At 39.9% G+C, this 26,141-nt stretch carries 30 protein-coding genes and 1 pseudogene; 4 read left to right on the plus strand and 27 right to left on the minus strand.

The window, feature by feature from the left end; genetic code table 11:
- Positions 1–15: 15 nt before the first annotated feature.
- Entirely contained in the window at positions 16–453 is a 438-nt protein-coding gene (locus ERX27_RS05030; protein ID WP_133431746.1) for a VOC family protein, read from the minus strand.
- Between the two features lie 59 nt (positions 454–512).
- The gene (locus tag ERX27_RS05035) at positions 513–890 is read right to left on the minus strand and encodes a VOC family protein (RefSeq protein WP_165983090.1); all 378 of its coding nucleotides are present in this window, start codon (positions 888–890) and stop codon (positions 513–515) included.
- A gap of 127 nt (positions 891–1,017) precedes the next feature.
- Between ERX27_RS05035 and ERX27_RS05040 the strand changes: the two genes are divergently transcribed.
- Positions 1,018–1,956, plus strand: coding sequence for a DMT family transporter (locus ERX27_RS05040; RefSeq protein ID WP_165983091.1), 939 nt, complete (start codon positions 1,018–1,020; stop codon positions 1,954–1,956).
- A gap of 26 nt (positions 1,957–1,982) precedes the next feature.
- On the opposite strand, the gene lepB is transcribed toward ERX27_RS05040, so the two are convergent.
- The 4 genes from lepB to ERX27_RS05055 all read right to left on the minus strand — a co-directional run bounded on the left by lepB (position 1,983) and on the right by ERX27_RS05055 (position 5,083).
- Entirely contained in the window at positions 1,983–2,543 is a 561-nt protein-coding gene (gene lepB / locus ERX27_RS05045; protein ID WP_239035655.1) for a signal peptidase I, read from the minus strand.
- 105 nt (positions 2,544–2,648) lie between these two features.
- Entirely contained in the window at positions 2,649–3,221 is a 573-nt protein-coding gene (locus ERX27_RS05050) for an SDR family oxidoreductase (protein WP_165983092.1), read from the minus strand.
- Positions 3,197–3,376 carry a hypothetical protein gene (locus tag ERX27_RS11385; RefSeq protein WP_165983093.1) on the minus strand — a complete coding sequence of 60 codons (180 nt, stop codon included), beginning with the start codon at positions 3,374–3,376 and terminating at the stop codon, positions 3,197–3,199. The genes ERX27_RS05050 and ERX27_RS11385 overlap by 25 nt, the downstream gene beginning before the upstream one ends.
- 66 nt (positions 3,377–3,442) lie before the next feature.
- Complete coding sequence (locus tag ERX27_RS05055) at positions 3,443–5,083, minus strand: alpha-keto acid decarboxylase family protein (protein ID WP_133431750.1); 1,641 nt, start codon at positions 5,081–5,083, stop codon at positions 3,443–3,445.
- Positions 5,084–5,219: 136 nt separating this feature from the next.
- Here ERX27_RS05055 and ERX27_RS05060 point away from each other — a divergent pair, with 136 nt between their 5' ends.
- Positions 5,220–5,666: a MarR family winged helix-turn-helix transcriptional regulator gene (locus ERX27_RS05060; protein ID WP_133431751.1), complete on the plus strand. Its 447-nt coding sequence runs from the start codon at positions 5,220–5,222 to the stop codon at positions 5,664–5,666.
- Positions 5,667–5,829: 163 nt separating this feature from the next.
- On the opposite strand, the gene ERX27_RS05065 is transcribed toward ERX27_RS05060, so the two are convergent.
- The 6 genes from ERX27_RS05065 to ERX27_RS05090 form a co-directional block, all read right to left on the minus strand.
- Positions 5,830–6,258, minus strand: a complete 429-nt coding sequence (locus tag ERX27_RS05065) for a VOC family protein (RefSeq protein ID WP_133431752.1) — start codon at positions 6,256–6,258, stop codon at positions 5,830–5,832.
- A 79-nt stretch (positions 6,259–6,337) separates the two neighbouring features.
- Positions 6,338–6,718 (minus strand): VOC family protein, encoded by a 381-nt coding sequence (locus ERX27_RS05070; RefSeq protein WP_133431753.1) that lies wholly within the window; start codon positions 6,716–6,718, stop codon positions 6,338–6,340.
- Between the two features lie 62 nt (positions 6,719–6,780).
- On the minus strand, positions 6,781–7,422 hold the full coding sequence (locus ERX27_RS05075) for an endonuclease III domain-containing protein (protein ID WP_133431754.1): 642 nt from the start codon (positions 7,420–7,422) through the stop codon (positions 6,781–6,783).
- Entirely contained in the window at positions 7,419–7,943 is a 525-nt protein-coding gene (locus tag ERX27_RS05080; protein WP_208001756.1) for a GNAT family N-acetyltransferase, read from the minus strand. The genes ERX27_RS05075 and ERX27_RS05080 overlap by 4 nt, the downstream gene beginning before the upstream one ends.
- Positions 7,909–8,280 carry an NIPSNAP family protein gene (locus tag ERX27_RS05085; protein ID WP_133431756.1) on the minus strand — a complete coding sequence of 124 codons (372 nt, stop codon included), beginning with the start codon at positions 8,278–8,280 and terminating at the stop codon, positions 7,909–7,911. The genes ERX27_RS05080 and ERX27_RS05085 overlap by 35 nt, the downstream gene beginning before the upstream one ends.
- A 61-nt stretch (positions 8,281–8,341) precedes the next feature.
- Complete coding sequence (locus tag ERX27_RS05090) at positions 8,342–9,103, minus strand: MerR family transcriptional regulator (protein WP_133431757.1); 762 nt, start codon at positions 9,101–9,103, stop codon at positions 8,342–8,344.
- Positions 9,104–9,268: 165 nt separating this feature from the next.
- Between ERX27_RS05090 and ERX27_RS05095 the strand changes: the two genes are divergently transcribed.
- Positions 9,269–10,711, plus strand: coding sequence for an LPXTG cell wall anchor domain-containing protein (locus ERX27_RS05095; protein ID WP_165983094.1), 1,443 nt, complete (start codon positions 9,269–9,271; stop codon positions 10,709–10,711).
- 45 nt (positions 10,712–10,756) lie between these two features.
- Here ERX27_RS05095 and ERX27_RS05100 read toward each other — a convergent pair whose 3' ends face one another.
- Positions 10,757–11,257 (minus strand): GNAT family N-acetyltransferase, encoded by a 501-nt coding sequence (locus ERX27_RS05100; protein ID WP_165983095.1) that lies wholly within the window; start codon positions 11,255–11,257, stop codon positions 10,757–10,759.
- Positions 11,258–11,370: 113 nt separating this feature from the next.
- Entirely contained in the window at positions 11,371–12,588 is a 1,218-nt protein-coding gene (locus tag ERX27_RS05105) for an MDR family MFS transporter (protein WP_133431760.1), read from the minus strand.
- A 92-nt stretch (positions 12,589–12,680) separates the two neighbouring features.
- Between ERX27_RS05105 and ERX27_RS05110 the strand changes: the two genes are divergently transcribed.
- On the plus strand, positions 12,681–14,282 hold the full coding sequence (locus ERX27_RS05110; RefSeq protein WP_133431761.1) for an ABC transporter substrate-binding protein: 1,602 nt from the start codon (positions 12,681–12,683) through the stop codon (positions 14,280–14,282).
- A gap of 28 nt (positions 14,283–14,310) precedes the next feature.
- Here ERX27_RS05110 and ERX27_RS05115 read toward each other — a convergent pair whose 3' ends face one another.
- The 13 genes and pseudogenes from ERX27_RS05115 to ERX27_RS05170 form a co-directional block, all read right to left on the minus strand.
- Positions 14,311–15,642, minus strand: coding sequence for an APC family permease (locus ERX27_RS05115; protein ID WP_133431762.1), 1,332 nt, complete (start codon positions 15,640–15,642; stop codon positions 14,311–14,313).
- A 157-nt stretch (positions 15,643–15,799) separates the two neighbouring features.
- Positions 15,800–16,603, minus strand: coding sequence for a pyruvate, water dikinase regulatory protein (locus ERX27_RS05120; protein WP_243715866.1), 804 nt, complete (start codon positions 16,601–16,603; stop codon positions 15,800–15,802).
- 11 nt (positions 16,604–16,614) lie between these two features.
- A complete protein-coding gene (ppdK, locus tag ERX27_RS05125) occupies positions 16,615–19,206 on the minus strand; it encodes a pyruvate, phosphate dikinase (protein WP_133431763.1) in 2,592 nt (863 codons plus the stop codon).
- Between the two features lie 305 nt (positions 19,207–19,511).
- Complete coding sequence (locus tag ERX27_RS05130) at positions 19,512–20,006, minus strand: kinase (RefSeq protein ID WP_133431764.1); 495 nt, start codon at positions 20,004–20,006, stop codon at positions 19,512–19,514.
- A gap of 2 nt (positions 20,007–20,008) precedes the next feature.
- Complete coding sequence (locus tag ERX27_RS05135) at positions 20,009–20,590, minus strand: nucleotidyltransferase domain-containing protein (protein ID WP_133431765.1); 582 nt, start codon at positions 20,588–20,590, stop codon at positions 20,009–20,011.
- Positions 20,591–20,811: 221 nt separating this feature from the next.
- Entirely contained in the window at positions 20,812–21,000 is a 189-nt protein-coding gene (locus ERX27_RS05140; protein ID WP_133431766.1) for a hypothetical protein, read from the minus strand.
- A 34-nt stretch (positions 21,001–21,034) separates the two neighbouring features.
- Positions 21,035–21,436, minus strand: coding sequence for a hypothetical protein (locus ERX27_RS05145; protein ID WP_133431767.1), 402 nt, complete (start codon positions 21,434–21,436; stop codon positions 21,035–21,037).
- A 76-nt stretch (positions 21,437–21,512) separates the two neighbouring features.
- Positions 21,513–22,205 carry a hypothetical protein gene (locus ERX27_RS05150; protein ID WP_133431768.1) on the minus strand — a complete coding sequence of 231 codons (693 nt, stop codon included), beginning with the start codon at positions 22,203–22,205 and terminating at the stop codon, positions 21,513–21,515.
- Positions 22,198–23,073 carry an ABC transporter ATP-binding protein gene (locus ERX27_RS05155; RefSeq protein WP_133431769.1) on the minus strand — a complete coding sequence of 292 codons (876 nt, stop codon included), beginning with the start codon at positions 23,071–23,073 and terminating at the stop codon, positions 22,198–22,200. Before ERX27_RS05155 ends, ERX27_RS05150 begins: the two co-directional genes overlap by 8 nt.
- Positions 23,073–23,447 carry a GntR family transcriptional regulator gene (locus ERX27_RS05160; RefSeq protein WP_133431770.1) on the minus strand — a complete coding sequence of 125 codons (375 nt, stop codon included), beginning with the start codon at positions 23,445–23,447 and terminating at the stop codon, positions 23,073–23,075. The genes ERX27_RS05155 and ERX27_RS05160 overlap by 1 nt, the downstream gene beginning before the upstream one ends.
- A gap of 98 nt (positions 23,448–23,545) precedes the next feature.
- A pseudogene (locus tag ERX27_RS11495) lies at positions 23,546–23,716 on the minus strand (osmotically inducible protein C); the annotation flags it as partial.
- A 207-nt stretch (positions 23,717–23,923) separates the two neighbouring features.
- Positions 23,924–25,531: a MutS-related protein gene (locus tag ERX27_RS05165; protein WP_165983096.1), complete on the minus strand. Its 1,608-nt coding sequence runs from the start codon at positions 25,529–25,531 to the stop codon at positions 23,924–23,926.
- A gap of 97 nt (positions 25,532–25,628) precedes the next feature.
- Positions 25,629–25,910: a GNAT family N-acetyltransferase gene (locus tag ERX27_RS05170; protein ID WP_133431772.1), complete on the minus strand. Its 282-nt coding sequence runs from the start codon at positions 25,908–25,910 to the stop codon at positions 25,629–25,631.
- Positions 25,911–26,141: the final 231 nt, after the last annotated feature.

Genomic DNA, 26,141 nt, shown 5'->3' on the forward strand with positions numbered 1-26,141 from the left:
AACGCTTACGCGTTCTTATAATGCACTGACCATCCATGTAATGCCGAATGGGTCTTTGAACATTCCATATAACTTTGTCCATTCTGTCGCCCCAAGAGGCATTGTTTCCTCACAGCCTGCAGCAATCGCCTGCTGGAAGAATGCCTCTGCTTTTTCTACAGCTTCTGCGTCATTACCGTCAAATGTAAAACAGACGTTAACGCCTTCATTATTGACTGGACGCTGCCCCATCGTGTCACTGACCATAAAACGTTCTCCAAGTAACTCAAATTCAGCATTCATCACAAATCGCTTTGCCACTTCATCCGGCATCTTATATTCTGCCGGCATATCTTTGAACATCTCATCGTCACCCATCGTCTGATTGATGATGCGTGCACCTAACTTGTTCTTATAAAAATCAAGTGCTTCAAGGGAATGTGCAAAATTGAAATACGTGACTGCTTTAAACATGGATAGCCTCCTTTTAATTAAGACATTTCCATTATATAAGATTGCACACAATTAATTGACTACATCACAATGATATTAAAAAGATGTCCGTCCGGATCCTGGAACATGATACCATAGTAGCCCATCCGTTCATGAGGTTCATTCAGTAACTTACCACCTAAGTCATTGATCTTACCGGCAATCTCGTCAACTTCTTCGTTCGTCTTCGCATCAAATGAAACGATAGTTTCATTTGCAGTGTGACCGTCTGTCAGTTCACGGCCGATATTACGTGCAATCGCATCTTTCTGAAAGAACATCAGAACCTGGTCGCCTATTTTAAATGCCACACGTCCATCAGCTGCACCGCCTCCACTATAAGTCATACCAATTCCTTCATAAAAACGGATAGTCTGGTCAATATCTGCAACAGGAAAGTTAAGCCAGTATGAGTTCATCGTCATTCTCCTTTTTAAGATAACTTTAAGATAAATTTACACTATTCCTTAACAGATTGGAACTAATAATCCCCACGCACACTCTATTAGTTCTATAATAGAACTATTGTGAGAAGGAGTGTTGTCATTGTTTTATTTATTAATCGCATTAGCTATCGGTTTCGGCATGCCGATTCAGACAGCGATCAATTCAAGGCTGCGGTCTTATGTGCTTTCACCATTTGTCGCTTCTTTCATTTCATTCTTAGTAGGCACGATTTTCCTGTCGGTCGTCACACTGCTGACTAAACACACGCTGCTCGTGCCATCTGAAATATTTACGTCCTCACCATGGTGGCTATGGATTGGCGGATTACTTGGTGTCATTGGTCTGACTGGTAATATTCTGCTCTTCCCAAAACTCGGCGGTGTTCAGACGGTTATCCTGCCTATTCTCGGCCAGATATTTGCCAGCATGATCATTGATCATTTCGGTTTCTTCGGGTCACCTGTTATTCCGTTTTCACTGATCAGAGCGCTTGGTGTCTTATTTCTTATTTTAGGTATTCTCGCCGTCATCGCTTTACCCGGATACTTGCGTAAACGAAAAGGACATGTGCCAGAGGTAACAGAAGGCGGGCGCTTACCGTTCCAGCTGTTCGGTATTTTAGCCGGCGCCATGATGGCGACACAGTCAGCGATTAACGGCCGGTTAGGCGCAGTATTAGAATCACCTGTTCATGCAGCTTTCATTTCATTCCTAGTAGGGCTTATCCTGCTGTTCATCACCATTACATTCTTCCTGCGCAAGCTGCAGAATGTTAAATTCGCAATGGGCAAAAGTAAACCTAAGTGGATCTGGCTCGGTGGTATAATCGGTTCATTCTTCGTTCTGACGATGGCAGCCCTTGTACCGATTCTCGGTACTGGGCTTGTCGTAGTCGCTGGTCTTTTCGGACAGCTCGTCTGTAGTATTCTGATTGACCAGTTCGGCTGGTTCGGTGCCCGTAAGTCACCCACAACAAGTATCCAGATACTCGGACTTGTGTTGATGGTCGCTGGTGTCATTCTTATTAAACTTGTATAAAACAAAAGAGAGGCTTTTGCCTCTCTTTATTTGTTGACGACATCAAATGTATCAGGATAAAAATCATAATGCATACGGTCAAAAGGAAAGACTCTGACGACTGCTTCTCCGACAACCTGGTCTTTCTTAATCAGTCCCAGCTCATAACGACTATCGCTACTATTGTCTCGGTTATCTCCTAGAACCATATAATAACCATCTGGTATCTTTGACTCTCCATTGGCATGCACCAGTTCTTTAACTGATATATTCTCAGTCAGAAACTCATTTTGTTTATGTTTCTTGTTTTCATCCAGATACGGCTCTGCTACTTCTTTACCGTTGATTAACAGCTGATCGTTGCGATATTCCACCGTATCACCCGGTACCCCGATTAAACGCTTAATATAGTCCTTCTCTTCATTCGCATGAAAAATCACGACATCGCCGCGCTGAATTTTATCCATTGATTTCGCGATCTTACTGACAATCAGGCGATCACCATCATGAAAAGTAGGCGACATAGACTCTCCACTAACCACGTACTGCGTGAATAAAAAAGTATTGACTATGAAATAGATGATCACCGCAGTAACAATCGCAATCAGTCATTCTCTGAGTTCTTTCTTCATCTTCATCTCTCCTCGAGATTTTTTCTTTCAATACTACCATGAAGGAAGAGAAAAATCTTGTTTGAACCTTTTTCATTCCAATCAATTAAACCGATTAAATCCGCCTTCACTACTGATGACTTCCCCGGTAATCCAGCTCCCTTTATCACTATGGAGGAATAAGACAAGATTAGCGATGTCATCCGGTGTGCCCCAACGTTTCTGATTGAATCGATCTGCTATATCCTGATAGATATCGCTCTCTTTGTCCATATAGCCTGTATCTGTCGGTCCTGGATTGACGACATTGACTCTTATATTCTTTTCACCTAAGACCAAGGCACTCTGTCTGCCTATTTCACTGATTGCTTCTTTAGACACTGCATAAGGTATTTCACCTGACATTGGTCCTTTGCTCTGTCCGGAAGTAAAAAGAGTAATACACCCGCCCGATGACTGTTTACTATATGCCTGAATGAAGAGCATGGATGCTGTGACGTTTGTAATCAGATGCCGATTAATCTCCTCATAAGTCCAGTCTCCTAATTCTTTCATTGTACTGTAGGCATGATTCAGCACAAGATGATCGATTTTACCTGCTTCTTCAAAAAGTTTTTCTACATTTCCTTCGACACTTAAATCACTATCTTTTAATCTGACGATATCATCAGACAAAGTTGCTTCCTGTCCTGCATCTTTATATCGCAGATCTTGATCGTACTGACTTGAGCCATGAACAGTACCTCGTACCCTTCTTCCGCGAATCTTCCAGCAAGTGTCGCACCGATTCCTGAAGGTCTGCTGACACCCGTTATTAATATTCTCTTCATTCAAAGTCCCCCTTTATGAATTATCGTAACACAAAAAAAGACCTCCCTTTCGGAAGGTCATGTTAACTATTTATTCTGGCTGGCAAATGCTTTACTGATTTGCTCTAATTTCTCTGGTGCATCCATCACATCCATCACAACTTCAACAAAGTGCATTTTGTCTTTATTGTCGTTGATGACGTCCATTGCTTTTTTCAGTTCATTTGCAGTTGTCGTTTTCTGCGCTATAACGTGGTCTTTACCGCCAAAGACTGCTGGCAGTGCTGTATAATCCCACATCTGAATGTCGTTGTAGACTTCTTCTTCACCATGAATTAATCGTTCAACTGTGTAGCCATCGTTATTGATTAAGAAGATAATCGGTTTTAACTGGTGACGTATCATTGTTGACATTTCCTGTACTGTCAGCTGGAATGAACCGTCCCCGATCAATAAGACATTACGACGGTTGACATCAGCCATCTGTGTACCCAGTAAAGATGACAGTGTATAACCGATTGAACCCCATAATGGCTGACCGATGAAGGTATTGCCGGCATGAAGCGGTAGATCGTAGGCACCGAAGAATGATGTCCCTTGTTCCGCGAGCAGGATATCATCTTTTTCAAGGAATGCCGTAATCAGTTTGAAGTAATTTTCCTGTTTAAGTGGCTCATCGTTCAGCTGATAATCTGCAGCCCCTTCACGGCTGAATTTAGGGAAGTCTGATTTGTTTTCATAGTCAATCTCAGCAAGGCCGTTTAATAAGTCACGCAGTGAAACATCCGTATCTAAAGTGTTATTCATTCTGAACTCATTGTCGTTCATGAAGATAACATCTTTTAAGTCGAATGTATAAGTGAAGCCACCTGTCGCTGAATCTGTCAGTTTAGCACCTAAATTAATGATGCAGTCGCTGCCATCAACGTACTCATTCACTTCTTTATTCGCAAATTTACCGTCATAAATACCGATGTAATAAGGATTTTCTTCATTGAACGCACCTTTACCCAGTGATAACTGCGCAACTGGGATATGTGTTTTATTGACGAACGCTTCCAGTTTATCATGCAGATTGAATGAATTGATTTCGTGTCCTACTAACAGAACCGGACGTTCTGACTGGTTAAGACGTGCTGCTACTTTTTCGATGTAACCTGTTACGTCCTGCGTGATCAGAGGTTTTACTTCCGCTTCTTCTACTTCAATTTCAGCCATCGCAACATCTATTGGCATATGAATATGAACCGGACGTTTAAAACGTACAGCTTTCGCGATGATACGTGGAATCTCTACTGCTGCATTTTCTTTTGTTAAGTACACTTGTCCACAAGTGATTGGTTCGAACATTTTACGGTAGTCATTGAATCGGCCTTCACCTAATGAATGGTGGATGTATTTCTCCGCTTTCTCAACAACTGTAGTCGGTGCGCCTGTAATCGCAACAACCGGTACACGTTCTGCATATGAACCTGCGATACCATTAACTGCACTGAGTTCCCCTACCCCGAAAGTCGTCACGAGTGCACCGAGTCCTTTCAGACGGGCGTAACCATCTGCCGCATAGCTGCCGTTAAGTTCATTTGTATTACCCACCCATTCTACTTTTTCGTGGCTCGTAATATCATCTAAGAATGCTAAATTAAAGTCGCCAGGTACACCAAAAATCTTATCTACACCGTATACGCTGATTTGATCGATTAAATATTGTCCTACTCTTCTTTTCATATTATCCATCCTTTTCCTTATTCAATACACCAAATATAAAACTGATATGATAATAAGTCAACTAACTTGACCTATTATCATTCGTCAGCCGACTTAAAATGTTTTATAATAGGATTAAGACTAAAGAGGTGACGCTATGAAAATGACCGATTATGATTTAATGCTTTTTTACTTTGGCTATCAGACGTTCATAAAGACTGCTGATGATATTATCGAGCAGTACGGCATGAACCGTCAGCACCACCGCTTTCTTTTCTTTATCAGTAAACTGCCGGGTATCACTGTGAAAGAACTCCTGCAGCTGATGGAGATCTCCAAGCAAGGCTCTCATGAAACGCTGAAGACTTTAAAGGCTAAAGGGCTGATTGATGAAGAGCCGGCAGAGCACGACCGCAGACTGAAACAACTCTATCCGACGTCAAAGGGAGAGGCATTAATTCAGAAACTGAACAAAGCGCAGATTGACCTCTTCCAGCAGATTTTTCAGAGTGAAGGTGAAGACTGGCATGCTGTGACAGAGGCTTTTGCCGCGAAAAGACCAGGTTATGATATCATCAAGCAGTTTAAAGATAAAACAAACTAAACGACTATCAATTCGATTTGAAAAGATTTTCTAATTGATAAAGACCGTACGCTTTTACGCGTACGGTCTTTAATTTGGAGAGTATATTGAGAGGTTACGAGCGATATTTACTGTTTATCGCTCATAACTCACTCAGACTACTATAATCATTCAATCCGATATTTTAGTTGCCGTTAAACATCCAGTGCACACCATATTTATCAGTCAAAGCGCCCATCATACCACCCCAGAACTGTTTGCCAAGCGGCATATCTACTGTGGTATCAGGATGTTCTGCGATTTTTGAGAAGATTTCATCAAAACGTTTCACTTCTTCAGCATTCTGCTGATCAAAGTTAATTGAAAGAGAAATGCTACGGTTAAAATCGCCCGTATCATTGAAACGATCAGCTGCATACAGTTTGAGTCCACCTACTTCAAACTCAGCGTGCATTGTCATGTTGTCAGCCTGAGCGGCATCAACACCAAAATTAGCTGCTTGCTCCTGGCCAACAGGCAGGCGATGAATATTTTCAGCACCAAACACTTCTTCGTAATATGACAATGCTTCTTTCGTGTTGTTAAATGCAAGATATGGAATTAAACTTGGCATGATGAAACCTCCTAATCTAAGATGTCATTAATATAGCACAACTTAATTTAAGTTTTGTATCATCCGTATAAATCTTCTGTTAAAGCTGTTCCATAACGGCAAAGTAATTATCATCCGGATCTGAAAAATTAAATACTTTCATACCTGGCATCTCTGTCAGCTCTCCAACATTGATTCCTTTTGCTTTGTATTCATTATGTAATGCTTCAGCATCATTGACATTAAACATAAGTGAAGGTGTTTCAAGGCTGACCATCGGGCTGTATTTCTTAATGAATGCTTTGTCAAATAGGACAAGAGAAGTTTCTGCATCCTGGTGAGGTGCTATTTCGACTGACTTAAAATTCTCTGGAAGTGAATTTTCAGCAATGACCTTAAAGCCAACTTTGTCTGTCCAGAACTGGATAACTTCCTCTTGATGATCCACATACAGCATCACCTGATGTAAACTTTGAATCATTATTCCACCTTCTTTTCTTTAGTTAAGTAAAGGATACTATAACTCTATATTAAATGTAAATTCTATTTTTCAGATAATTTAAAAAACGATTTTAAGAAATGATCATGGTCGGTCACTTTTGTAGATAAGTATTTCTTACCGAATTCATCCAAAAGACCGTGAAATTCTTTCGCCTCGTTATTTGTAAAATCATCAATTCTGACTTCCTTCTTAAATGCATTATAGCTATCTGTGTTCGCATAACCTAGTTGCTTGTAAAGTCTTCTCGTGTAACTATCCGGGATAAACTCAACACGGCCAAATAAATAGACGAGCAAAACATCGGCTGTTTCAGGTCCGACGCCATGAAGTTTCAGCAGTTCACTGCGTAAAGAAGCGCCAAAGTGTTCATTTATGCTGTCATAATCATAATTAAACTGTTTCAGCCATTCAAATAATCCTATCAACGCTTTAGACTTATTCTTAAAGTAGCCACTGGGTCTGATGAGTTCCTGCAGTTCTTCAGGCGTAAGTGCTGCAAGCTGTTCTGGATTGAACTGTGTCGCATTTTTTAGTCTTATTAAGGATTTTTCTACATTAGTCCAGCTGGTATTCTGAACTAATATAGCGCCGATCATCATCTCAATCTCGTCATCTGCCGGCCACCAGCCCTGCGGTCCCATCTCCTGAAACATCAGTTCATAGAGTTCACGTGACGTCATCATAGTGTCTTCTCATAAATATAGTCTGTCTGCGCATCATCACCCATCATAAAGACATGCTCACCTGTCTTAACGAAACCTTGTGCTTCATAAAAAGCACGAGCTTTGTGATTATGTTCCCAGACGCCCAGCCAGACTTTAGATTTCTCTTTCTCTACAGCAACGTCGTACGCTTTCTTCATCAATACTTTGCCTATGCCCTGACGATGAAAGGCTGAGCGCACATAAATCCGCTCCACTTCAAGTGCATCTGATCCCATATCTTCAGATTGAGCATCCAGCTTATTCAATTTAAGATAGCCGGCAGTCCCGTCCTTCGTCTCAGCGAAGTAAAAATAAGAATCTCTGTTATTCAGTTCAGCGGTCAGTTTATCCAGATCATAAGCCGTTCTTAAATAATCCACCATATGCTCTTCTGAATTATCCGCTTCGAACGTTTCTTTAAATGTCTCGATGCTGATAGTCTGTAACTCCTGGACATCTTGACTGTTAAGTCTTCTTATTAATATCTCCAAACGTATCATCCTCCAATGTAGAAATCAGCTCTTCATTTCTGACATCAAGTATATAGTCATTAAATACTTTTCGTCGTCCCCCTTGTGCATCATACCAAGCCTCAATTTTCAGGCGGTGTGACTGGTCACTTCTGACTGCTGTTTCTATTTCTTTATATGTTTCGATACTATCATATTCCCAAATTGCAAAGATTTCATGTGTCCCGTCACCCTTATTATTCATCCATCTTCCAATGAGTCTTGCACCGTTCTTGATTTGATTAGGAAGATTGGTCTGATTAAAATGCAGATTAAAAGTTTCTACGAAATGGTCCTTAACAATATAATATTTTCTTCTGTAAAACAATGTCATCCCTCCCTACGGCAATCATAGTTTAATAGCAGACATAAAAAAACGGACAGATTTTTTAATCTGTCCATTTATCGATGATCGCTTTTAAGAGTGCGACTGATGGTTGTTCCGTCTTGTGATTATAATATTCTCCAAAACGTTCATCTGCTAGATACATCTCACCTAAATTGCGATGATATTCTTTACTGTAGAATGGCGCCATGATTTCCAGCCATTCCTGATGCGATTTAAAAACTATTTCTGATTCTGAACTTGATAGATCAGGCCGCGACTGCTTCAACAGAATATTTAAATTTTCAATCAGTCTGTCTTCAGCAGCCTGTGCCTTAAGATAGTCTTGTTCTGATAAGTGCTGCCAGTTCTGATTCGCTTTTTCTACAGTTTCTTCTCCATATTTTTCTCTGATTTCTTTACCATAACGTTGTTCATTTTCTTCCAGCTGTTTCTTTTTGAATCCTTCAAATTTGTCTTGGTCTGTCATGTCTATCTCCCCTTTATGATGCTGTATCGTCTGTTCAATATTATGGATGAGCCGGTTCATCCGGTTCCATTTCTCAAGCAGTTTCTCATACTGTTGTTCCAGTGCCTGAATAACTGCCGTGTCCTCATGTATTAATATATTTTTGATATCATTCAGACTAAAATCCAGTTCGCGGTAAAATAAAATCCGTTGCAGCAAGTCAACTTCATCTGTCCCGTATTCTCTATAGCCTGCTTCTGTCACATGGACGGGTTTCAGCAAATCAATTTCATCATAATACCTAAGTGTTCTTGTACTTATCCCTGATAATGCGGCCAGTTCACTAATGGTATACATTTTGTCACCTCCTTGAAACCATCATATTGCCTGACGTTACGTCAAGGTCAACAGGTAATGACAACTTTACAAAATTTACAATTATTTTTATTACATTTTGATGACATAACATGTCAAATACATTACAATGAAGATAATAAAACCAAATACAGGAAGGTAATGAATATGTCACAAAAAATTTTATTTAAAACAATTTTAGGGACGACTGTGTTATTAACAACGGGGTTCTCACAAAGTTTTGCTGCAACAATTGAAACGCAGACGATTCAATCAGCAGAAACACAAACTGCAACCGAACAACCGACAACAGAAACTATTTCAACTGAAGTGACATCAACCGAGAATCCTACTACCGAAGTTCCAACAACAGAAGCAGCGACATCTGAAGCAGCTACGACTGAAAATCCTACATCTGAAAAAATGACAACTGAAGCCGTAACGACTGAAAAAGCCGTAACAAATAAAGCAACGGTCAAAACTGAAAAGATGCCTTCAACTGAAGAAAATAATCAATCACAAGCTGGCAATGAAGTTCCTGGCATGAATGAACAGTATGTTCCTATCGCTGATATCAGTAAAGAGATGGGTACTTACTTTGATATTCATTGGTTAAATCCTGTTTACCAACAGAAGGCATATTATTTACTTGGTCAGATGCAACAAGGAAAAATCAGTCAGTCTGATTTCCAATCACAAGTGACAAATATGCTGAACGCTCAAATCGAAGAATACGAAAAGAATTTAGCTGCAACAGGCGGTAAAATTGATTTAAATCAATCGCCTTATACTGAGTTCAATGCTGACTGGCTGACACGTGACCGACAAAATGAAATCAGAGAATTATATCGCGATAAAACGGTCGGTAATATCACTCATACTGAATACAATGCTAAAGTATCTGAACTGATGAATGCCGAATATAATGAAATGAAACAGACACTCAGTCAGCTGCAGAATCATCAGTTACCTGACTATGGTTATGTTAATACAAACTGGTTAAATGATACTTATCAATCACAAGCGAATGATGCCCTTCAGCAATATAAGAATGGCCAGCTGACTGAGCAGCAATATTTAACTCAAGTTGCTGATATCATGACTCAGCAATTAGGGGACTTTGATCAGTGGCTGGCTAGTATGGGCGGTAAAGTCGACCTCAACAAATTACCAGCAGGTGATTTTGATGCGAGCTGGTTATCACCTGAAAGAATGCGTCAACTTGAGGATCTAGCTTATCAGAAGGATTTCGGCAACCTGTCTCAAAGTGACTTTAACGATAAAGTATCAGCTTTAATGAATGACCAGTTAGATGAGTTCAGAGCTTATTTAGCTGATACAAAGTCAAAAATCCAGACGTCTCAACAACCTGGTTCACAAGGTCAGCAAGCAGTAACTCAACCAGCAACTGAAGAAAAAGTAAATCATAATCAAATGAATCAAAGTCAGGTGAATCAACCTCAGGCCGACGATAAAGTGAAAAGTGAAAATAAAGATCAGGATTTACCAGATACAGGAGAAAAACAAAGCTATCTGCCATTAGTAGCAGGTGTCATCTTATTAGCAGGCGCATCACTGTTATTCTTTACAAGAAGACGTGCACAAAAATAGAAATATAAATAAACCTCGACAGAACTCGATTCTGTCGAGGTTTATTTATATATGAATCCAGAAACGCCGCACTTTCATCCCATCATCCTGTATAAAAGATTCGTCTTCTATACCGCCATTTTTAATAATGACATTAGCTGATGCAGGATTATTATCATCACAAGTCAGTAGTGCTTTTTCAACACCTAACGTCTCCAGATACTGTAGTGAGTGCTGAAGAATGGCGGACGCATAACCTTTGTTTCTGGCGCTTGGTCTTACACCGTAACCGATGTGCCCGCCTGTTTCAAGTAACGCGTCGTTCAGATGATGCCGGATATTCCCTGCACCTACTATACGCCCATTATCAAAATAAAAATAAGTGGTATTCCTGACCCAGTCATCCCCCGATTCCCTGTGATCCAGGCCTTCCAGCAACTGTTCAAAATGATCATAACGACTGAAGTTCGTTGAAGAAGGTACAATCTCATCGGGCACCGGCCACTCATTATAATAATCAAAAAATGCCGCTTCATCCTCTTTTTCCAGCTTGCGAAACTCAAACACCTGCTTCACCCCTTTGTATGAGATTATTATATGAATTTTCCCGTTCGGCTGATGTTAAAACTTCTAATCTTCATCACACTGATCCATATAGTCTACGTCCATTCAAACTGTCTCTAAGCAATATTTTTATGGTCAAACAGACTGTATAGCATAAAAAATGCGCCTAATGATACAATAATCGCCATCACAGCACTCATCGCCAGAGGGTGTAAATAAGCCCCTAAAATAATACCTGCCTTACTAAGTAAGTCCGCTCCATTAAAGCCAAGATTGCTGAACGCGCCGTAAGCTCCTCTTTTATCAGGCGGAATCAAATCAAGTTCTTCTGCATTTTTGATAGGCGCATAAATCAACTCTCCTATTGTTGCCAGTAGAATGGCAGCTACGATGAGCCACCATACATTTGCAGCTACCAGCACCGTATAACCGATACCGTATATTGTAAGACCGAATATCATTATGTTTTTCAATGAATTTTTAGCTACGATTTTAGACACTAAAAACGTACACGACACAACGGTCAGCGTATTGATAATATTAATCAGCGAAAACATGCGGACACCTGTCACTTGGAAATGGAACAACGTCACTGGCTGGAATGTCTCTGCTAAGCGGACGGCAATATAACTGCTGGTCGAAAACTCTGCACACATAATAAAGATACTACCAAGTACTAATATAACAAACGGCTTATTCTTAGAAACTTCTGTATAGGAGTGCAGTAAATCTCTGAAAATATTTTGATGGACTTTTTCACGGATAAATTCCCGCGTTTCTTTTATAAAGATGTGATAAACGATAGCTACGAGAAATGTAGTTATACCTAAAGCAGTGAAGAGCAGTCCCTTATGATTGTGATAAAGTAAGCCACCTATTGCCGCGCCTAGCGCCATAGATAAATTAATCAGCCAGTAATCCAGCTGGTAGATGAGCTTTCTGTTTTCAGGTGTCGCTGAATCCTGAACAAGTGCTCGCATTGCAGGTCTCTTCAATGTTGTCGCTGTCAGACTACCTAGAAAGCTAGCGATAAACAGCACGATTTCATCTAAAATGACACCTACTGCCATCAAACACAAGAAAACACTATCTAAATATGAAAGTGAAACCAGCAGCTTCTTGCGGGGCAGTCTATCACATATATAGCCTGCAATGATATTCAAGATAAATGATATTAAAACAGTAAATGACAAGAATAAACCAGCAAAGGTTTTGCTGATTGTTTCAGTTAAATATAAAGCTATAAATGGAAACACAGCACTTGCTGCTATACGGCTGATAAAAGAACCCCAGAGTCTGACATGAACATTGACAGGTAACTCGCTGATACGCATTGCCGCCACCTCCTTTGTGTTATAAGCTTATTACAGACACTAACAAATAAAAATAGACATATTATTTAATATGTCTACTTATTGGAGGAAATATGGAAAAACATCTGCTTGCCCTCTATCAGTATAAAAATCAGCGTATCCCCCAGAGTCAACTAGCAGCTCATATCGGCTTGAGCCAAAAACAACTTTCCCGTAACCTGGCACGCTGGCAGTCAGAAGGCATTCTAGATTATGTGAGCGGTAAAGGCAGAAGCCGATATACAGTCATTACCTGGCATGTAGATATTGAAGCCAGCTATTACCGCCAAATTAAGTTATTACTCAATAAAGGATACCTGGAAGATGCACTTCCTTATTTATCATGGTCATGGAGTACACTTACCCATCAGAAGTTACTAACAAAATCAAATAAGTTACTAGGTTTTACTAAAACGCCGCAGAATGAAGACAAACTGACTATCACTAAGAGACACAGCCTGCTTTCCACACGACCTTTTGAAGTGCTTGAAGCAAAGAATGCCAGTGTTCTGATGAGTGTTTTCGATACACTATTTAAAGTGAAAGAAGACCAGACAGTCGAATATCATCTAGCCCATCACTATGAGTGTCATGAACAGGCTATCGATATTTATTTAAGACCCCACGTTAAGTTTCACGACGGCTCTTACCTGTCTTCTGTAGACGTTAAACGCAGTCTGGAGCACGCCCGTTCACATCAGCATACAGCAGATTTACTTGAGCAGATCACTCGTATTGAACTGATAGATGAATTAGCGTTAAGGATTCATCTTAATAAGTGTCCGCAGATTGTCGCCTTACTGAGCCATTTATCTCTCGCCATCTACAAAGAGACAGAGGGCAGACATATCGGGACAGGTCCTTATTTTATTAAACGTGATAATCAGTATACAACTATTCTTAAACGATTTAATGATTACTATGGACACGCTGCATTCATAGATGAAATAGAGCTTGTCTATATACCAGAAGTCAGGAAACCTGTCATTGGTGACTCAGATGAGCCAATGACCACACTGACAAAAAATATCGGCTTTTATTATATGTGTCAGCATCCTGACAGCACACTGACTTCTGATCAAAAACAATACATCAAATCAATCTTAAAAAATGAGTATCATCTAACAGTGGACCGGCAAGCTCCTAAGATATTAGGCAACTCCAACTATTTGAAACAAAAAGAGATACTTAGACCCGCTTTTGATGAACCCATCCGAATTGATTGTATTGAAATTAATGACGCTGGTCGACAGGCTTTCGACACCATTTTCAGTCGCCACCAAATAGCATATGAGCTTATTAATCATACCTTTGATGATTCAATTGGCGGAACTATTCAATTATGTGGTGACTATTATTTCTTCGGTGAGTATTTGGATATACCTGAAACACTTGCCTATCACCATTTTATTTTTGGTTCGTCATCCAGTATTCACCGGCTGATGTCACAATACAGCTGGTTTTATCTTGTAAAATCTTTTTATCAGATGATTCCGTATAATAGCTGGGATCGCCTGAATCGTCTTATAGACCGTAAACTTGATCAGCATGCGATTCTTTATCCCCTCTATATCGTTGAAGATAGCATTACTTTTGCTCGTTCATTACACGGCGTATCACTTAACCAGTATGGTTTTATTAACTTCAATCAAATATGGCGCAAAAAAAGCGATTAATCCGAAGATTAATCGCTTTGCTTAGTTTTTAGATGCGATGTGCGCGGTTCTGATTACGTTTGTAGAAGTAGATTGGTACCCCGATTAATGTAATACCGATACCGATTAATGCAAGTACAGGTTGTGTGAATAAAGTATTTGCAAGAACGAACAGACCTGAGATTAATGCGATAAGTGGAATGATTGGGTAAAGCGGTACTCTGTATGGACGTTCCATGTTTGGTTGTTTCTTTCTAAGTACCATTACTGCTACGAATGTCATGCAGTAGAAGAACCAGATAACAAAGATTAACATGTTAGTAATTGTTTCGAAAGCACCCATTAATACCATTGCCATTGCGATGATGAATAATACGAGACCACTGAACCATGGTGCACCTGATTTAGTTAATTTAAGGAACTGATTGCTGAACGGTAACATACCGTTTTCAGCCATTGCGTAAGGTACACGCATACCAGTCATTGTGTAACCATTCATTGAACCGTAGATTGAAATCATGATACCGATTGTGATTAATTTACCACCTTGGTCACCGAATAATTTCATCGCTGTTTCTGCTGCTGCGTTTTCGTTACCAGCTAATGCTGAGATTGGTAATGAGAACATGAATGCTGCGTTGACTAATAAGTAGATTGCCATTACAAGACCGATACCGATTGAGATAGCAAGTGGCAGGTCTTTCTTAGGATTTTTCATTTCCCCTGCGATGTTACCTACGTGCATCCAGCCGTCATATGCGAACATTGTTGCCAGTAAGCCAGTACCAATGATTGAGAATAAGCTGCCGTTGCCGCCTTCCATTGGTGGGAATAATGAGAAGTCTACTTTATCTGTTTGTAATAAACCGAAGATAATGATCAGTGCAAGTGGAATCAACTTAATGACAAGAGTGACAGACTGTAACATACCGCCTGCTTTTGATCCCATGAAGTTAATAAGTAATACAGATAATGCTGCGATAAATGCGATTGGAATCAATAAACCTTTGTCTAAATGGAATAAGTTGATTAACTGTGTTGAGAAAATGATTGCTTGTGCTGCTACGTTTGCTGGGAAGTAAATAAATGCAAGTGCCCAACCTGATAAGAAGCCCCAGAAGTCGCCGAATGTGTATTCAAGATACTTTGTCATACCACCTGTCTGCGGGATTGCTGCTGCAAGTTCTGCTGCTGTTAAACCACCACAGATTGTCATGATACCACCGAGAATCCAAACTAAGAACGTTAAGCCTACTGAATGTGTTGCATCGGTGATTGCGGCTACTTTAAAGAATACACCTGATCCGATAACAGTACCCATAACGAGCGCGAGCGCCGGGAATAGGCCGATATCTTTTTTTAACTCTGTTTGTGCTGCCATTGTTGTTTCCTCTCCTTTTATATATTTTCTTCCTTGAAAGCAATTACATTATATAATAAATAAACGCGTTAAAGTACTTAAATTTTATTAATATTTAACACATTTATGAACATTGTTATAAAACAGAAAACACACTTGACAAGTCAAGTGTGTTTATCTATTTTCCAAGGTACTTCTCAATATAGAAAGCTGATTCTTCGATTGATTTGTACTCTGTATTAATAACAGTTGCATTGAGTCGCTGGAAGACTTCCTCTGCATAGCTCAGCTCCTGCTTAATTCGTTTTAAATTATTGTAGTTTGATTCCTGACGCAAACCGAGCACTTTGACACGTTCTGTTCGGATGTTAGCGATATAGTCCGGGCTTGCGGTCAGTCCAAAGACACGCAGCCCTTTCTGACGGTATACCTCTTCCGGGATAGGTGATTCCGGTACGAGCGGAATGTTCGCAATCTTGTAGCCTTTATTCGCCAGATACATGCTGAGCGGTGTCTTGGAGGTACGGGACACCCCGACAATGACAGCATCTGCTTCCTGCAGATTGGTGAAGTTCTTGCCATCGTCATACTTCACTGAGTATTCCATCGCTTCTATACGCTTAAAATACTTCTCATCTAATTTACGGAAAGCACCGCGCTCCATTAATGGATCAAGTCCGGTATGTTCCTGAATGACATGAATCAGGCTCGTCATGTAGTCGATATATGAGACGCCTTCACGCCCACAGAATTCACGCGCAAATGCATTGAATTCTTCATCGACAATCGTCGTGACAATGATCGCATGATTCTTTTTAGCGAGATTGAGGATGTTGACGAAGCTGTCTTTATCATGGATAAAAGAAAATTTCTTGATTTCAATCGTCTCGATCGTCGGGAACTGTGTCAGCGTCGCTTGAATCATGCGCTGCGCAGTCTCACCGATCGAATCAGAAATTACATATATTTTTAAATCGTCCAAACGATTCCCTCCTATTTGCTCTGAGCAGCAGCAAGACGAGCACCTGGCACACGGTAAGGTGAACAAGAAACATAGTCAATTGCAAGCGTATTGAAGTAGTTGATTGATTTCGGGTCTCCCCCAAGCTCTCCGCAGACCCCAATCTTGATTTCAGGTTTAACTGATTTAGCCTGTTCCACTGCAATTTTAATCAAACGACCGATGCCGTCAACATCTAAAGTCTGGAATGGGTCAATCGCTAAAATATCATCATTCATATAGGCGTTGATAAATTTACCAGCGTCGTCACGTGAGAAACCATAAGTCAGCTGTGTTAAGTCATTTGTTCCAAAGCTGAAGAAGTCACATTCTTCTGCGAGCTCTCCTGCAATGAGACAGGCACGTGGTGTTTCAATCATGGTACCGATTTTGTAGTCCACAGTAATATTCAGTTCATTGATTTTATTCTTAATGACTTCTTTTAAGTTTGTAAACTCTTTAATGGTTGAAACAAGCGGAATCATAATTTCAGGCTGACAGTTGATGCCTTCTTCTTTTAATTTCTGAACACTTATCATCATCGCTTCTACTTGCATTTCGTAGAGCTCCGGATAAGTAATCGCTAAACGACAGCCACGGTGACCGAGCATCGGGTTGACTTCCTGCAGTTCTAAAATACGACGCTCTAGCTTTTCAACAGATAAATGAAGCTGAGCTGCTACCGTTTCTACTTCTTCACGTTCTCTAGGGACGAACTCGTGTAAAGGTGGATCTAACAGACGAACAATAGCCGGTCTTTCTCCTGACAGACGGAAAATTTTCTCGAAGTCTTCTGCCTGGTATTTCTTCAGTTCATCAAGTGCTGCTACGCGCTCATCGTGATTAGAGGCGATGATAAAACGACGCATCTGAATCAGACGCTCCTCACCGAAGAACATATGCTCTGTACGTACCAAGCCAATACCTACTGCGCCGAAGTCATAGCCTGCTGCGATATCCTGTTCTGTCTCAGCATTCATCCGGACTTTAAGACGAGCGATTTCATCTGTCCATGTCATAAACTGTTCGAACTCAGTGCTATGTTCAGCATGCGTCGTCTGCACTTCACTATGATAGATATGACCCGTCGAACCATCCACAGAAATGATATCACCTTCAGCCAGTTCTCCTGCCGGGAATTTAACTGTTTTATTCTTTGTATCGATATCAAGATCTGAACAACCTGTTACACAGCATTTGCCCATACCACGTGCCACTACAGCTGCGTGTGACGTCATACCGCCGTGCGTTGTCACGATTGCTTCACTGGCAATCATCCCCTCGATATCTTCAGGAGATGTTTCCGGACGAACTAAAATCACTTTCTCGCCTGCTTCGGCCTGTGCTTTAGCGTCAGCTGCTGAGAAGACCACCTTACCTGTTGCAGCACCCGGGCTTGCCGGCAGACCGATATGAGAAATCACTTCTGCTTCTTCCAGTGCCTTAGCATCAAATGCTGGATGCAGCAGCTGATCGATTGATTTAGATTCGACTTTTAAAATTGCTTCCTCTTTAGAAAGAACACCTTCTTCAACCATATCAACCGCAATCTTCATCGCTGCTTTAGCGGTACGTTTACCGTTACGCGTCTGAAGAATAAAGAGTTTCTCGTCTTCAATCGTGAATTCGATATCCTGCATATCATGATAATGCTCTTCCAGCTTATGTGTGACATCAACAAATGCCTGATAAACAGCCGGCATCTGTGTATTTAATGTCTCGATTTCTTTTGGTGTACGAATACCCGCTACGACGTCTTCGCCTTGTGCATTCAGTAAGTACTCACCATATAATTTATTCTCACCAGTAGACGGGTTACGCGTGAAGGCCACACCTGTCCCTGATTTTTCGCCGCTGTTACCGAAGACCATCTCCTGGACGTTAACCGCAGTTCCGATATCGTGTGGAATCTCATTGAGTTCACGGTAGATACGCGCACGGTCATTATTCCATGATTTGAATACCGCCTCAATTGCTTCATTCAACTGATCAAGCGGCTCCTGCGGGAACGGTTTGTAGACTTCTTCTGTATAGATATCTTTGAAACGTTCACAGATTGCCTTCAGATCTTCAGCAGGTATATCAGCATCAGTTGTGTAGCCTTTCTGTTTCTTGAAGTCATTGAAATAAGACTCAAATGCATGCATCGGAATCTCATAAACGACCTGCCCGAACATCTGTAAAAGTCGGCGGTAGCAGTCATAAGCAAAGCGTGCATCATTTGTATTGTTTGCAAGTTTTTCTACATTTTTATCATTCAATCCTAGATTAAGAATGGTGTCCATCATACCTGGCATGGAAATTTTAGCACCACTACGAACAGAGACAAGAAGCAATGAATCATCAGAGAATTTTTTAGCTGTCTTTGCATAAAGCGCTTCTAACTGTTCCTGCAGTTCGGACTTCACCTCATCAGAAAGACCACCCTTTTCAAGGTATTCGATACATGCTTCAGTTGTGATCGTGAAGCCATTAGGAACAGGAAGACCGAGTCTCATCATCTCTGATAAATTCGCACCCTTACCACCTAGTAAATCCTTCATCGATTGCTGACCTTCTTCAAATGCATAAATAAACTTGCTCATCAATTTCACCTCATATTATAATATGTTATACTATTTTATTATTAGTATGTCATATTAAAAAATAAATAACAATGATTAAAACATGAAAATGTAAAATAGCCCATTCCGAAAAATGAGCTACCTTGATATTGTCGCGCATATTGGTGAGATGGTTCTGCGCGTGAGAGACCTGTCGCGCTGAACCGTAAAGTCGTTCGGCGTGAGAGTGGGCTGTCACGCTTAACGAGAAAGTCGTTCGGCGTTTTAAATTAATAAGACTAATCACAATAAAAGATTTCTGTCTTTTCAATCTGAGTCTAACCTTACTATTTTATGATATTTATTGAATTCATCATTTCTTTTACTACGTCTTCCTGGGTCATTTCATCCGTAATAATTCGTTCACCTTCAACTTCTAAAAAATCTTTTTCAAGATACCATTTCTCCATTTCATCTTCTCCAAAATCTACATCTTTATATTGATGACGTTTTAAAGTCTCTTCAAATGAAATATCAAAATAATAGACCAGGACATCCGGACTATAGCGATCCGCTATTTCTTTCAGCATTTTACCATGTTTACGTTTAGTCAAAATGCCTTCAAGAATAACGTACCTGCAATTCTGCATTCCGAAATCCACCAATGTCTCCAGCAAATCGGTAGAAACAGAACCGACCTTATCATTCACTCTCAGCATCTGTCTTCTGACCATATCCTGAGAGATAAGTATTGTGCCTTCACCTAACCGCTTCTGCAGTAACTGAGCCGTAGACGTTTTACCGCTTCCTGAATTTCCTCTTAAGATAAGAAGTTGTGCCATTATCAATCTCCTCGGTGACTGTAGTTAAAACTTAAATAATTCATCAACCAGTTTTTTTGTCTCACATTCAGATGATCTTTTATAGCTTTAAAATCTTCAAGGTCTTTAGGCCGAACACAATTAGAGTCCAATTTATATAACATCTGTATTTCAGGTGATATGATTGGTATCTCTTCAACTGATTTAATAAATAAACTATTCAAATTACATTGGATTTCATTATTTCTTTTATATAACCACTTGTCTTCATTAACTTCTATCAGCATAATCTGAAACCTGAAGGGAGAATTATCCCTTTCACTTACCCATAAACTATAACTATCATCTAATCTCTGACCATCCCAGATTGAAAGCTCACCATCTTTAGCTGTATAAATAGTGAATCTACGTAAATAAGCAAATATTTTTTGAAAATCACAGTTTAAAACCATGATATCTATATCATCATGTTGGCGCGTCTGCCTTCCAATATATAAATCAATCGCCCATCCACCTGCTATCCCCCAAGGAAAATCAGCTTCTTTAAAAATCTTGTGTAATTGTTCGACTGAATAAGGCTGCCAGTTGTTATAATCTGTTCTCATAACACCCCTACTTCCTATTCATTTCATCCCATTCCCAGACATCGCTTCGCTTTCGTATTAGTGTTTCAATCACAAAACTGCTCACAAATAAAATCAAGATAATAAGGATGCCTACCATCAGAAATGATTGACTGAATTCCATCACTCTAGCCACTCCCGTAAGTATGGTCGCGACACTCGCTAGTTTATTATAAGTCAGCAAATATATATCTGTCTCTCTGCTAATCAGAAAGTCTCCTTGAAGAGGAAATAGCTTCAGGCTCCTCTTTCACCTGTTTTATTAATACAACTAAATGATAAATAAAAATAACCATTATTATCATCCATTTTAACCAATCAATATCCAAGCTGACTGCTGTCAGTACTAACATGAATATGACAACCAACTTAATATCCTGCTGACTATCCATAACTCTCCTTCGTCAAACGAATAATGACCAGCTTTCACTCTTCCCATTTCAATATATCGCTTCGACCTTTTGAGTGATACTCAATCGCATAAGCCAGTCCTATTAAAATAATTCCGAAATCGATGACTAGCCACTTCCATGGCATTTCAAGTAAAAGACCACCTATCGGTATAATGTATAAACCTAATAACATGAGTGTATTTCTTAAATGATATAAGTAAATATCTTTTTTACGACTAAATAAGTACTTACCTTGTGTTGAAGATTCCTCCAACTTCTTTTTCATCTCAGACATTATCTTTATTAAATGATAAAGAACGAATACTGAGATTACAGCAAAGAGTGTCCAGTTAACTGTCGATCTATCAAATGTGTCGTATGCAAAAAAGAGAATAATATACATAATAAACATCCAGAAAAAACTCTTATCTTTCATATCAACCACCTCCCATAATTTATTACCATGGTATAGTTCTTCCATTAAAAAGAAAAGCCATCTCATAGAAGATAGCTTATGCCAAGTGATGCCGTTTATTAAATTGATGACGTGCCAGAAAGTATGCGCCTATTAACAAGACGATGCTAGCTGCTAAAGTGAGATATGGCAATTGGTAGAGATAAAAATTCCAGCCCGCCATTCGACTTAAGTTCAGACTCATTTCAAGATCGTTTCTCATAATAAAGGCGTGAAAGCCGAGAGTAATTAAAAGTATCACGGTATAAATAATTGAATATATTGTATTAAAGTGGTTATGCCCTTTATATATCATAAACAGGTATATTGAATGAAGCATTAAACTCACTGCTATTACCATCAATAACATGTTCGTCTTTTCTGGTGTTTGATTCACTAAATTAAATACAATCCAGTAAATATAACTTAACAAGTGAGTTATTATAATGAAAAGCAAGTCCCCCAGAATTAAACTTTTTAGACTAGATGGCTGAATATAATACCATTCACTCACTTTATATCTCGTTATATTATGCTGTTTAGTAAAGAAGAGGGTCAGTAACAGGAAAAATGTAACCAGTGCAGCTGTTTCGGCAAATGACATCGATATAATCGTATCCTGATTTCTTTCTATCGGTACCTGTTGATTCATGAAACTTAAAGCAGCTAATAATAAAGACATTACTATTAGTAAAAGATAAATGTATTTTTCTTTGATTAACACTAAACCCGTCATCAGTTGCTTATACATGCGCTCTCCCTCCTACTCTCTCTTTTTTCTTGTAATACATAAATTCATCTATTGTGACATTTCGCATGCTTACTTTATCCCCGAATAACTCCTTAAAGACTTGCCCGTGCTCTGTCATACCAGTGAATCCGCCCTCATGTATTTCACAGCCTATAAGCAGTTGATCTAGTTCATCGTCCAGCAGAATGTCCCGCCCTCTGATAAGCTGATATTGACTGACCAGTCGTTCTTTTTCATCCATCGCGGTGACGCTGCCGTTCTCCATAAAGACAATATAATCTGCGATGTTCTCAAGGTCGGATGTGATATGTGTACTAAATAAAATTGTTCTATCTTCATTTAGCATCAGCTCCTGAAAAATATGCAGCAACTCAAGTCTGAAGGTCGGATCAAGGTTAGAAGTCGGTTCATCGAGTATGAGTAATCTGGCGTTATAGCTTAAGGCGGTCGCAAGATTAAGTTTCACTTTCATCCCCTGTGAAAAGTGCTTGATTTTCTGCGTGTACGGAACTTCGAATCGCTCCAGATAACTGACAAATGTCTCATGATTCCACTCGCTGTAGTTCATCTTCAATATAGCTTCCAACTTTTTCGGGCTCATCCCTTCCGGGAAATGGTTCTCGCTGAAGACAATGCCAATATCAGATAGAATCTGTTCGCGTTCACTTATATAGTCTTTCCCCAGAATTTGAATATCCCCTTGTCGCGGTGTCCGTAAATTCAGCAGCTGATAAATCAAACTCGTCTTACCGGCACCGTTCTCACCGATTAATCCTGTAATGTAACCCATCGGAACGTCCAGTTCATCAATCACCAGTTCAAAGCGTCCTTGTCTGACTCTTAAATCTCGAATTTCAATGGCGTTCATTATGATTCCTCCCAAAGGATATCGACAATATCATTATATTCCGTACGGTCGATATTCAGTTCTCTTGATAGTTCAATCGTTCGTCTCAGCTGAGTTTCCAGCTGCTTCAACGACTGCTCTCTGATCATCGTCTGGTTTCCTTCTGCTACAAATGTCCCTTTACCTGGCACCGAATTAATATAGCCGAGGTCTTCAAGATCCTTATATGCTCGCTTCGTTGTGATAACACTGATACCTAAATCCTTAGCAAGCGCACGCATGGATAACAGTGCTTCGCCTTCCCGTAATTCCCGGGACATAATCAATCTGATGATTTCTGACTTCAACTGTTCATAAATCGGCTTATCACTTTTCTGATTTAATTGGATATTCATAGGAATCTCCTTTGTTATAATGTATATATACAATATATACATTATTAACAGTTAAGTCAATAAAAAAAGAGACCTGACTTTCGTCTGGTCTACTATGGTTAATAAGTATTGACATCTATCTCGATATCAATCGTATTTTTCAGCGCTTTAAAATAAGGGAAGTAGTTATGAGCATGTTCTCCATATTTCTCCGTTTCTTCCTGCGTCATGTTATACAGTGTCACTTCGAGTACTGCAGCTAATTTAACGTCACCATCTGACTTATCCGGCTACAAGGATACTGTCACCTTTTGGGAAAAGGATGATCAAACACTACACGAAATCGACCAGACACTCAGTCTGGCAAGCAATACTCTGACGCCTCTTCTGAAATATATGGAATAAAGCGATTGGATTGAACGTAAACAAATAGCGGATGACAAACGTCAGCCGCTCGTCTTACTCATCGACAGAGGACCGAAATAATCCGGTCCTCTTTATTTATGCCATTCTTTCAGTTGTCTAACGCTCTCCTGCGCTTTGCTATAGACCTCATCCGGATAGTCGTAGATGCGCATCAGTTCAATCGCATTGGATGTCTTCGTGATGCCTTTTTTGAGCTTATAGTCAAAGGTGACATCATTATTTTCAGTTAAGGTTTCAGAAAAATAATAGAAATCAAACTCGTCTTTAAGCATGGATGTCAGTTCGATATCATGCGTCGCTGTAATCAGTGTGACGTTATCATTATCATTGAGATGGCAGAGAATCGCTTCTGCGGACGCTACCCGTTCTTTCGTATTCGTACCACGTAAAATCTCGTCGATAAAAATATAGACAGGACGGTCAATATGCTGAAGGATTCGTTTCAGCGATTTGATCTCGCTGATAAAGTAACTGTCACCTTCCATAATACTGTCTTCCAGATTCATGGACGTATAGAGTTCTCCAGGTGACATGGAAAACCTTTCAGCCGTTGCTGTATGAAGTCCTTTCGCAAGGACGATATTCAATGCCAACGTCTTCATGAAAGTCGACTTCCCTGATGCGTTTGAACCTGTCAGAATGATATTTTTATCAACTGTCAGGTCATTCGCCACAAATTCCTTGAGCAGCGGATGATAGCCTTCTTCTATCCTCAATGTTTCTCCCGCTTGTGGCTCTGTATAATAGGCAAGGGTCTCACGCCAGAGTGCTGTTGCATAGCTCAGGTCATGTAATCCGATCGTATGGAAGCAAGCTTCGTATGTATCATGATTACGGTGCATCACACTGACTGCATAATGGTAGAGATGATAGTCAAGATTGAACACCGACTTCAGTGCATTTAGAAGCTGCAAGAAAAAATTCTGGTCATTCTGCTTATCATTCAATATAAAATAACTGAGGAATTCCACATTTCTCAATCTTCCCTGCTTGATTCTAAAGAACGGACTGACTTTGGATAGGTGATCTGCACTTCTGATTAATTGAACAGCATAAAATAATTCGCTATACTGTGCTTCGTTCTTTGAGGTAAACGTAAAATTCTGTATCATATTGAATCCAATAGAAATGACCAATGCCGTCATTCCAGCAGTCACAGAAGCTGAGAACAGGAATAGACTGATAAAGGGCATTAAACTCATCAGAATATAAATCTTATTATAATGATTCCTTCTAATGTCTTTAAAAATAAACTGCGACGGGTCACTGTTCGCGTTCTTACCGAGATCAGCGAGCGCCACTGAGATGTCTTCTCTGAACGTACGGTCCGTCCGAATGCGCTCTATCAGTTCTCTGTTCACTTTCGGGAGCATACCGACATTTCTTAAGGCCGCATATAAATACTCCTCTCCAACTGTTGTGAAGTTATAATTAATCTGTCTGAAGACCGTCTCCATATTCAAGTCGTTCCAGGTGATGTCGTCAATTCCCTCATCCTTGTTTCGGATATTATTGTAATAACCATCATACCGGATATATTCACCTTTCTGGACTTTGAACACAGCTTTCTTATCCCATAACCCTTTAATGCGTGTATTCATCTTTCGTTTATCATAGATCATCATGCCGATACCCAGGACCAGAAAGCCTAACGTTATCCAAATATAATTCAGCAGCATCTCATATCCCCTCATCATTTTTCTTCATTTTCTCATAAAAAATTCATTATGTAAAAAATATCCATAAAAAAACCTCCTTTTCAGGAGGGGTCAACTATTATTCAGTTACCCGTACATCCTGGTAACCTTTATTTTCTTCTAATACTTTCTTAGCGTACGAACAGACAGGCACAATCTTCTTATTGTTGTCACGCGCATATTTGACCGCCGCTTCAACCAGCTTCCGGCCGATGCCCTGCCCTTGTAATTCGTCTGATACTTCTGTATGGTCAATGACAATCTTGTCGTCTCCGTTTGGTACATAAGTCATCATGGCATCAGGTTTTGTTTTTAAATCCCCGATGTAAAACATCTTATCACTGTGTTTGACATGATTCATGTTAAGCACTCCTTTTATTCTGATACCTCTCTATACCCTTTTTCACTCCGTTCAATTGATCAGATGCATCCCTTATCTATCCGATATTCCTAAAATAAACAGGCGAACTGCGGTTAAGGCAGCGAAGCAATAAAAGGGGCCCTGTGCACCGAAGTATCTGCATTATCACCGGATTGAACGTCAGTCAACAGATGTTCTATCAAGATTGCGGAGAATGCCTGCATGCAGTTC

This window comes from Macrococcus brunensis (assembly GCF_004359615.1).
Classification (GTDB): domain Bacteria; phylum Bacillota; class Bacilli; order Staphylococcales; family Staphylococcaceae; genus Macrococcus; species Macrococcus brunensis.

Coding starts and splice junctions, on each gene's coding strand:
- ERX27_RS05030 (WP_133431746.1), bottom strand. CDS start 453: ATGTTTAAAGCAGTCACGTATTTCAATTTTGCACATTCCCTTGAAGCA.
- ERX27_RS05035 (WP_165983090.1), bottom strand. CDS start 890: ATGAACTCATACTGGCTTAACTTTCCTGTTGCAGATATTGACCAGACT.
- ERX27_RS11385 (WP_165983093.1), bottom strand. CDS start 3,376: ATGAAGAGAATATTAATAACGGGTGTCAGCAGACCTTCAGGAATCGGT.
- ERX27_RS05055 (WP_133431750.1), bottom strand. CDS start 5,083: ATGAAAAGAAGAGTAGGACAATATTTAATCGATCAAATCAGCGTATAC.
- ERX27_RS05060 (WP_133431751.1), top strand. CDS start 5,220: ATGAAAATGACCGATTATGATTTAATGCTTTTTTACTTTGGCTATCAG.
- ERX27_RS05065 (WP_133431752.1), bottom strand. CDS start 6,258: ATGCCAAGTTTAATTCCATATCTTGCATTTAACAACACGAAAGAAGCA.
- ERX27_RS05070 (WP_133431753.1), bottom strand. CDS start 6,718: ATGATTCAAAGTTTACATCAGGTGATGCTGTATGTGGATCATCAAGAG.
- ERX27_RS05075 (WP_133431754.1), bottom strand. CDS start 7,422: ATGATGACGTCACGTGAACTCTATGAACTGATGTTTCAGGAGATGGGA.
- ERX27_RS05080 (WP_208001756.1), bottom strand. CDS start 7,943: ATGATACGTTTGGAGATATTAATAAGAAGACTTAACAGTCAAGATGTC.
- ERX27_RS05090 (WP_133431757.1), bottom strand. CDS start 9,103: ATGTATACCATTAGTGAACTGGCCGCATTATCAGGGATAAGTACAAGA.
- ERX27_RS05095 (WP_165983094.1), top strand. CDS start 9,269: ATGTCACAAAAAATTTTATTTAAAACAATTTTAGGGACGACTGTGTTA.
- ERX27_RS05105 (WP_133431760.1), bottom strand. CDS start 12,588: ATGCGTATCAGCGAGTTACCTGTCAATGTTCATGTCAGACTCTGGGGT.
- ERX27_RS05110 (WP_133431761.1), top strand. CDS start 12,681: ATGGAAAAACATCTGCTTGCCCTCTATCAGTATAAAAATCAGCGTATC.
- ERX27_RS05115 (WP_133431762.1), bottom strand. CDS start 15,642: ATGGCAGCACAAACAGAGTTAAAAAAAGATATCGGCCTATTCCCGGCG.
- ppdK (WP_133431763.1), bottom strand. CDS start 19,206: ATGAGCAAGTTTATTTATGCATTTGAAGAAGGTCAGCAATCGATGAAG.
- ERX27_RS05130 (WP_133431764.1), bottom strand. CDS start 20,006: ATGGCACAACTTCTTATCTTAAGAGGAAATTCAGGAAGCGGTAAAACG.
- ERX27_RS05135 (WP_133431765.1), bottom strand. CDS start 20,590: ATGAGAACAGATTATAACAACTGGCAGCCTTATTCAGTCGAACAATTA.
- ERX27_RS05140 (WP_133431766.1), bottom strand. CDS start 21,000: ATGGATAGTCAGCAGGATATTAAGTTGGTTGTCATATTCATGTTAGTA.
- ERX27_RS05145 (WP_133431767.1), bottom strand. CDS start 21,436: ATGAAAGATAAGAGTTTTTTCTGGATGTTTATTATGTATATTATTCTC.
- ERX27_RS05150 (WP_133431768.1), bottom strand. CDS start 22,205: ATGTATAAGCAACTGATGACGGGTTTAGTGTTAATCAAAGAAAAATAC.
- ERX27_RS05155 (WP_133431769.1), bottom strand. CDS start 23,073: ATGAACGCCATTGAAATTCGAGATTTAAGAGTCAGACAAGGACGCTTT.
- ERX27_RS05160 (WP_133431770.1), bottom strand. CDS start 23,447: ATGAATATCCAATTAAATCAGAAAAGTGATAAGCCGATTTATGAACAG.
- ERX27_RS05165 (WP_165983096.1), bottom strand. CDS start 25,531: ATGCTGCTGAATTATATTTGGATAACGTTAGGCTTTCTGGTCCTGGGT.
- ERX27_RS05170 (WP_133431772.1), bottom strand. CDS start 25,910: ATGAATCATGTCAAACACAGTGATAAGATGTTTTACATCGGGGATTTA.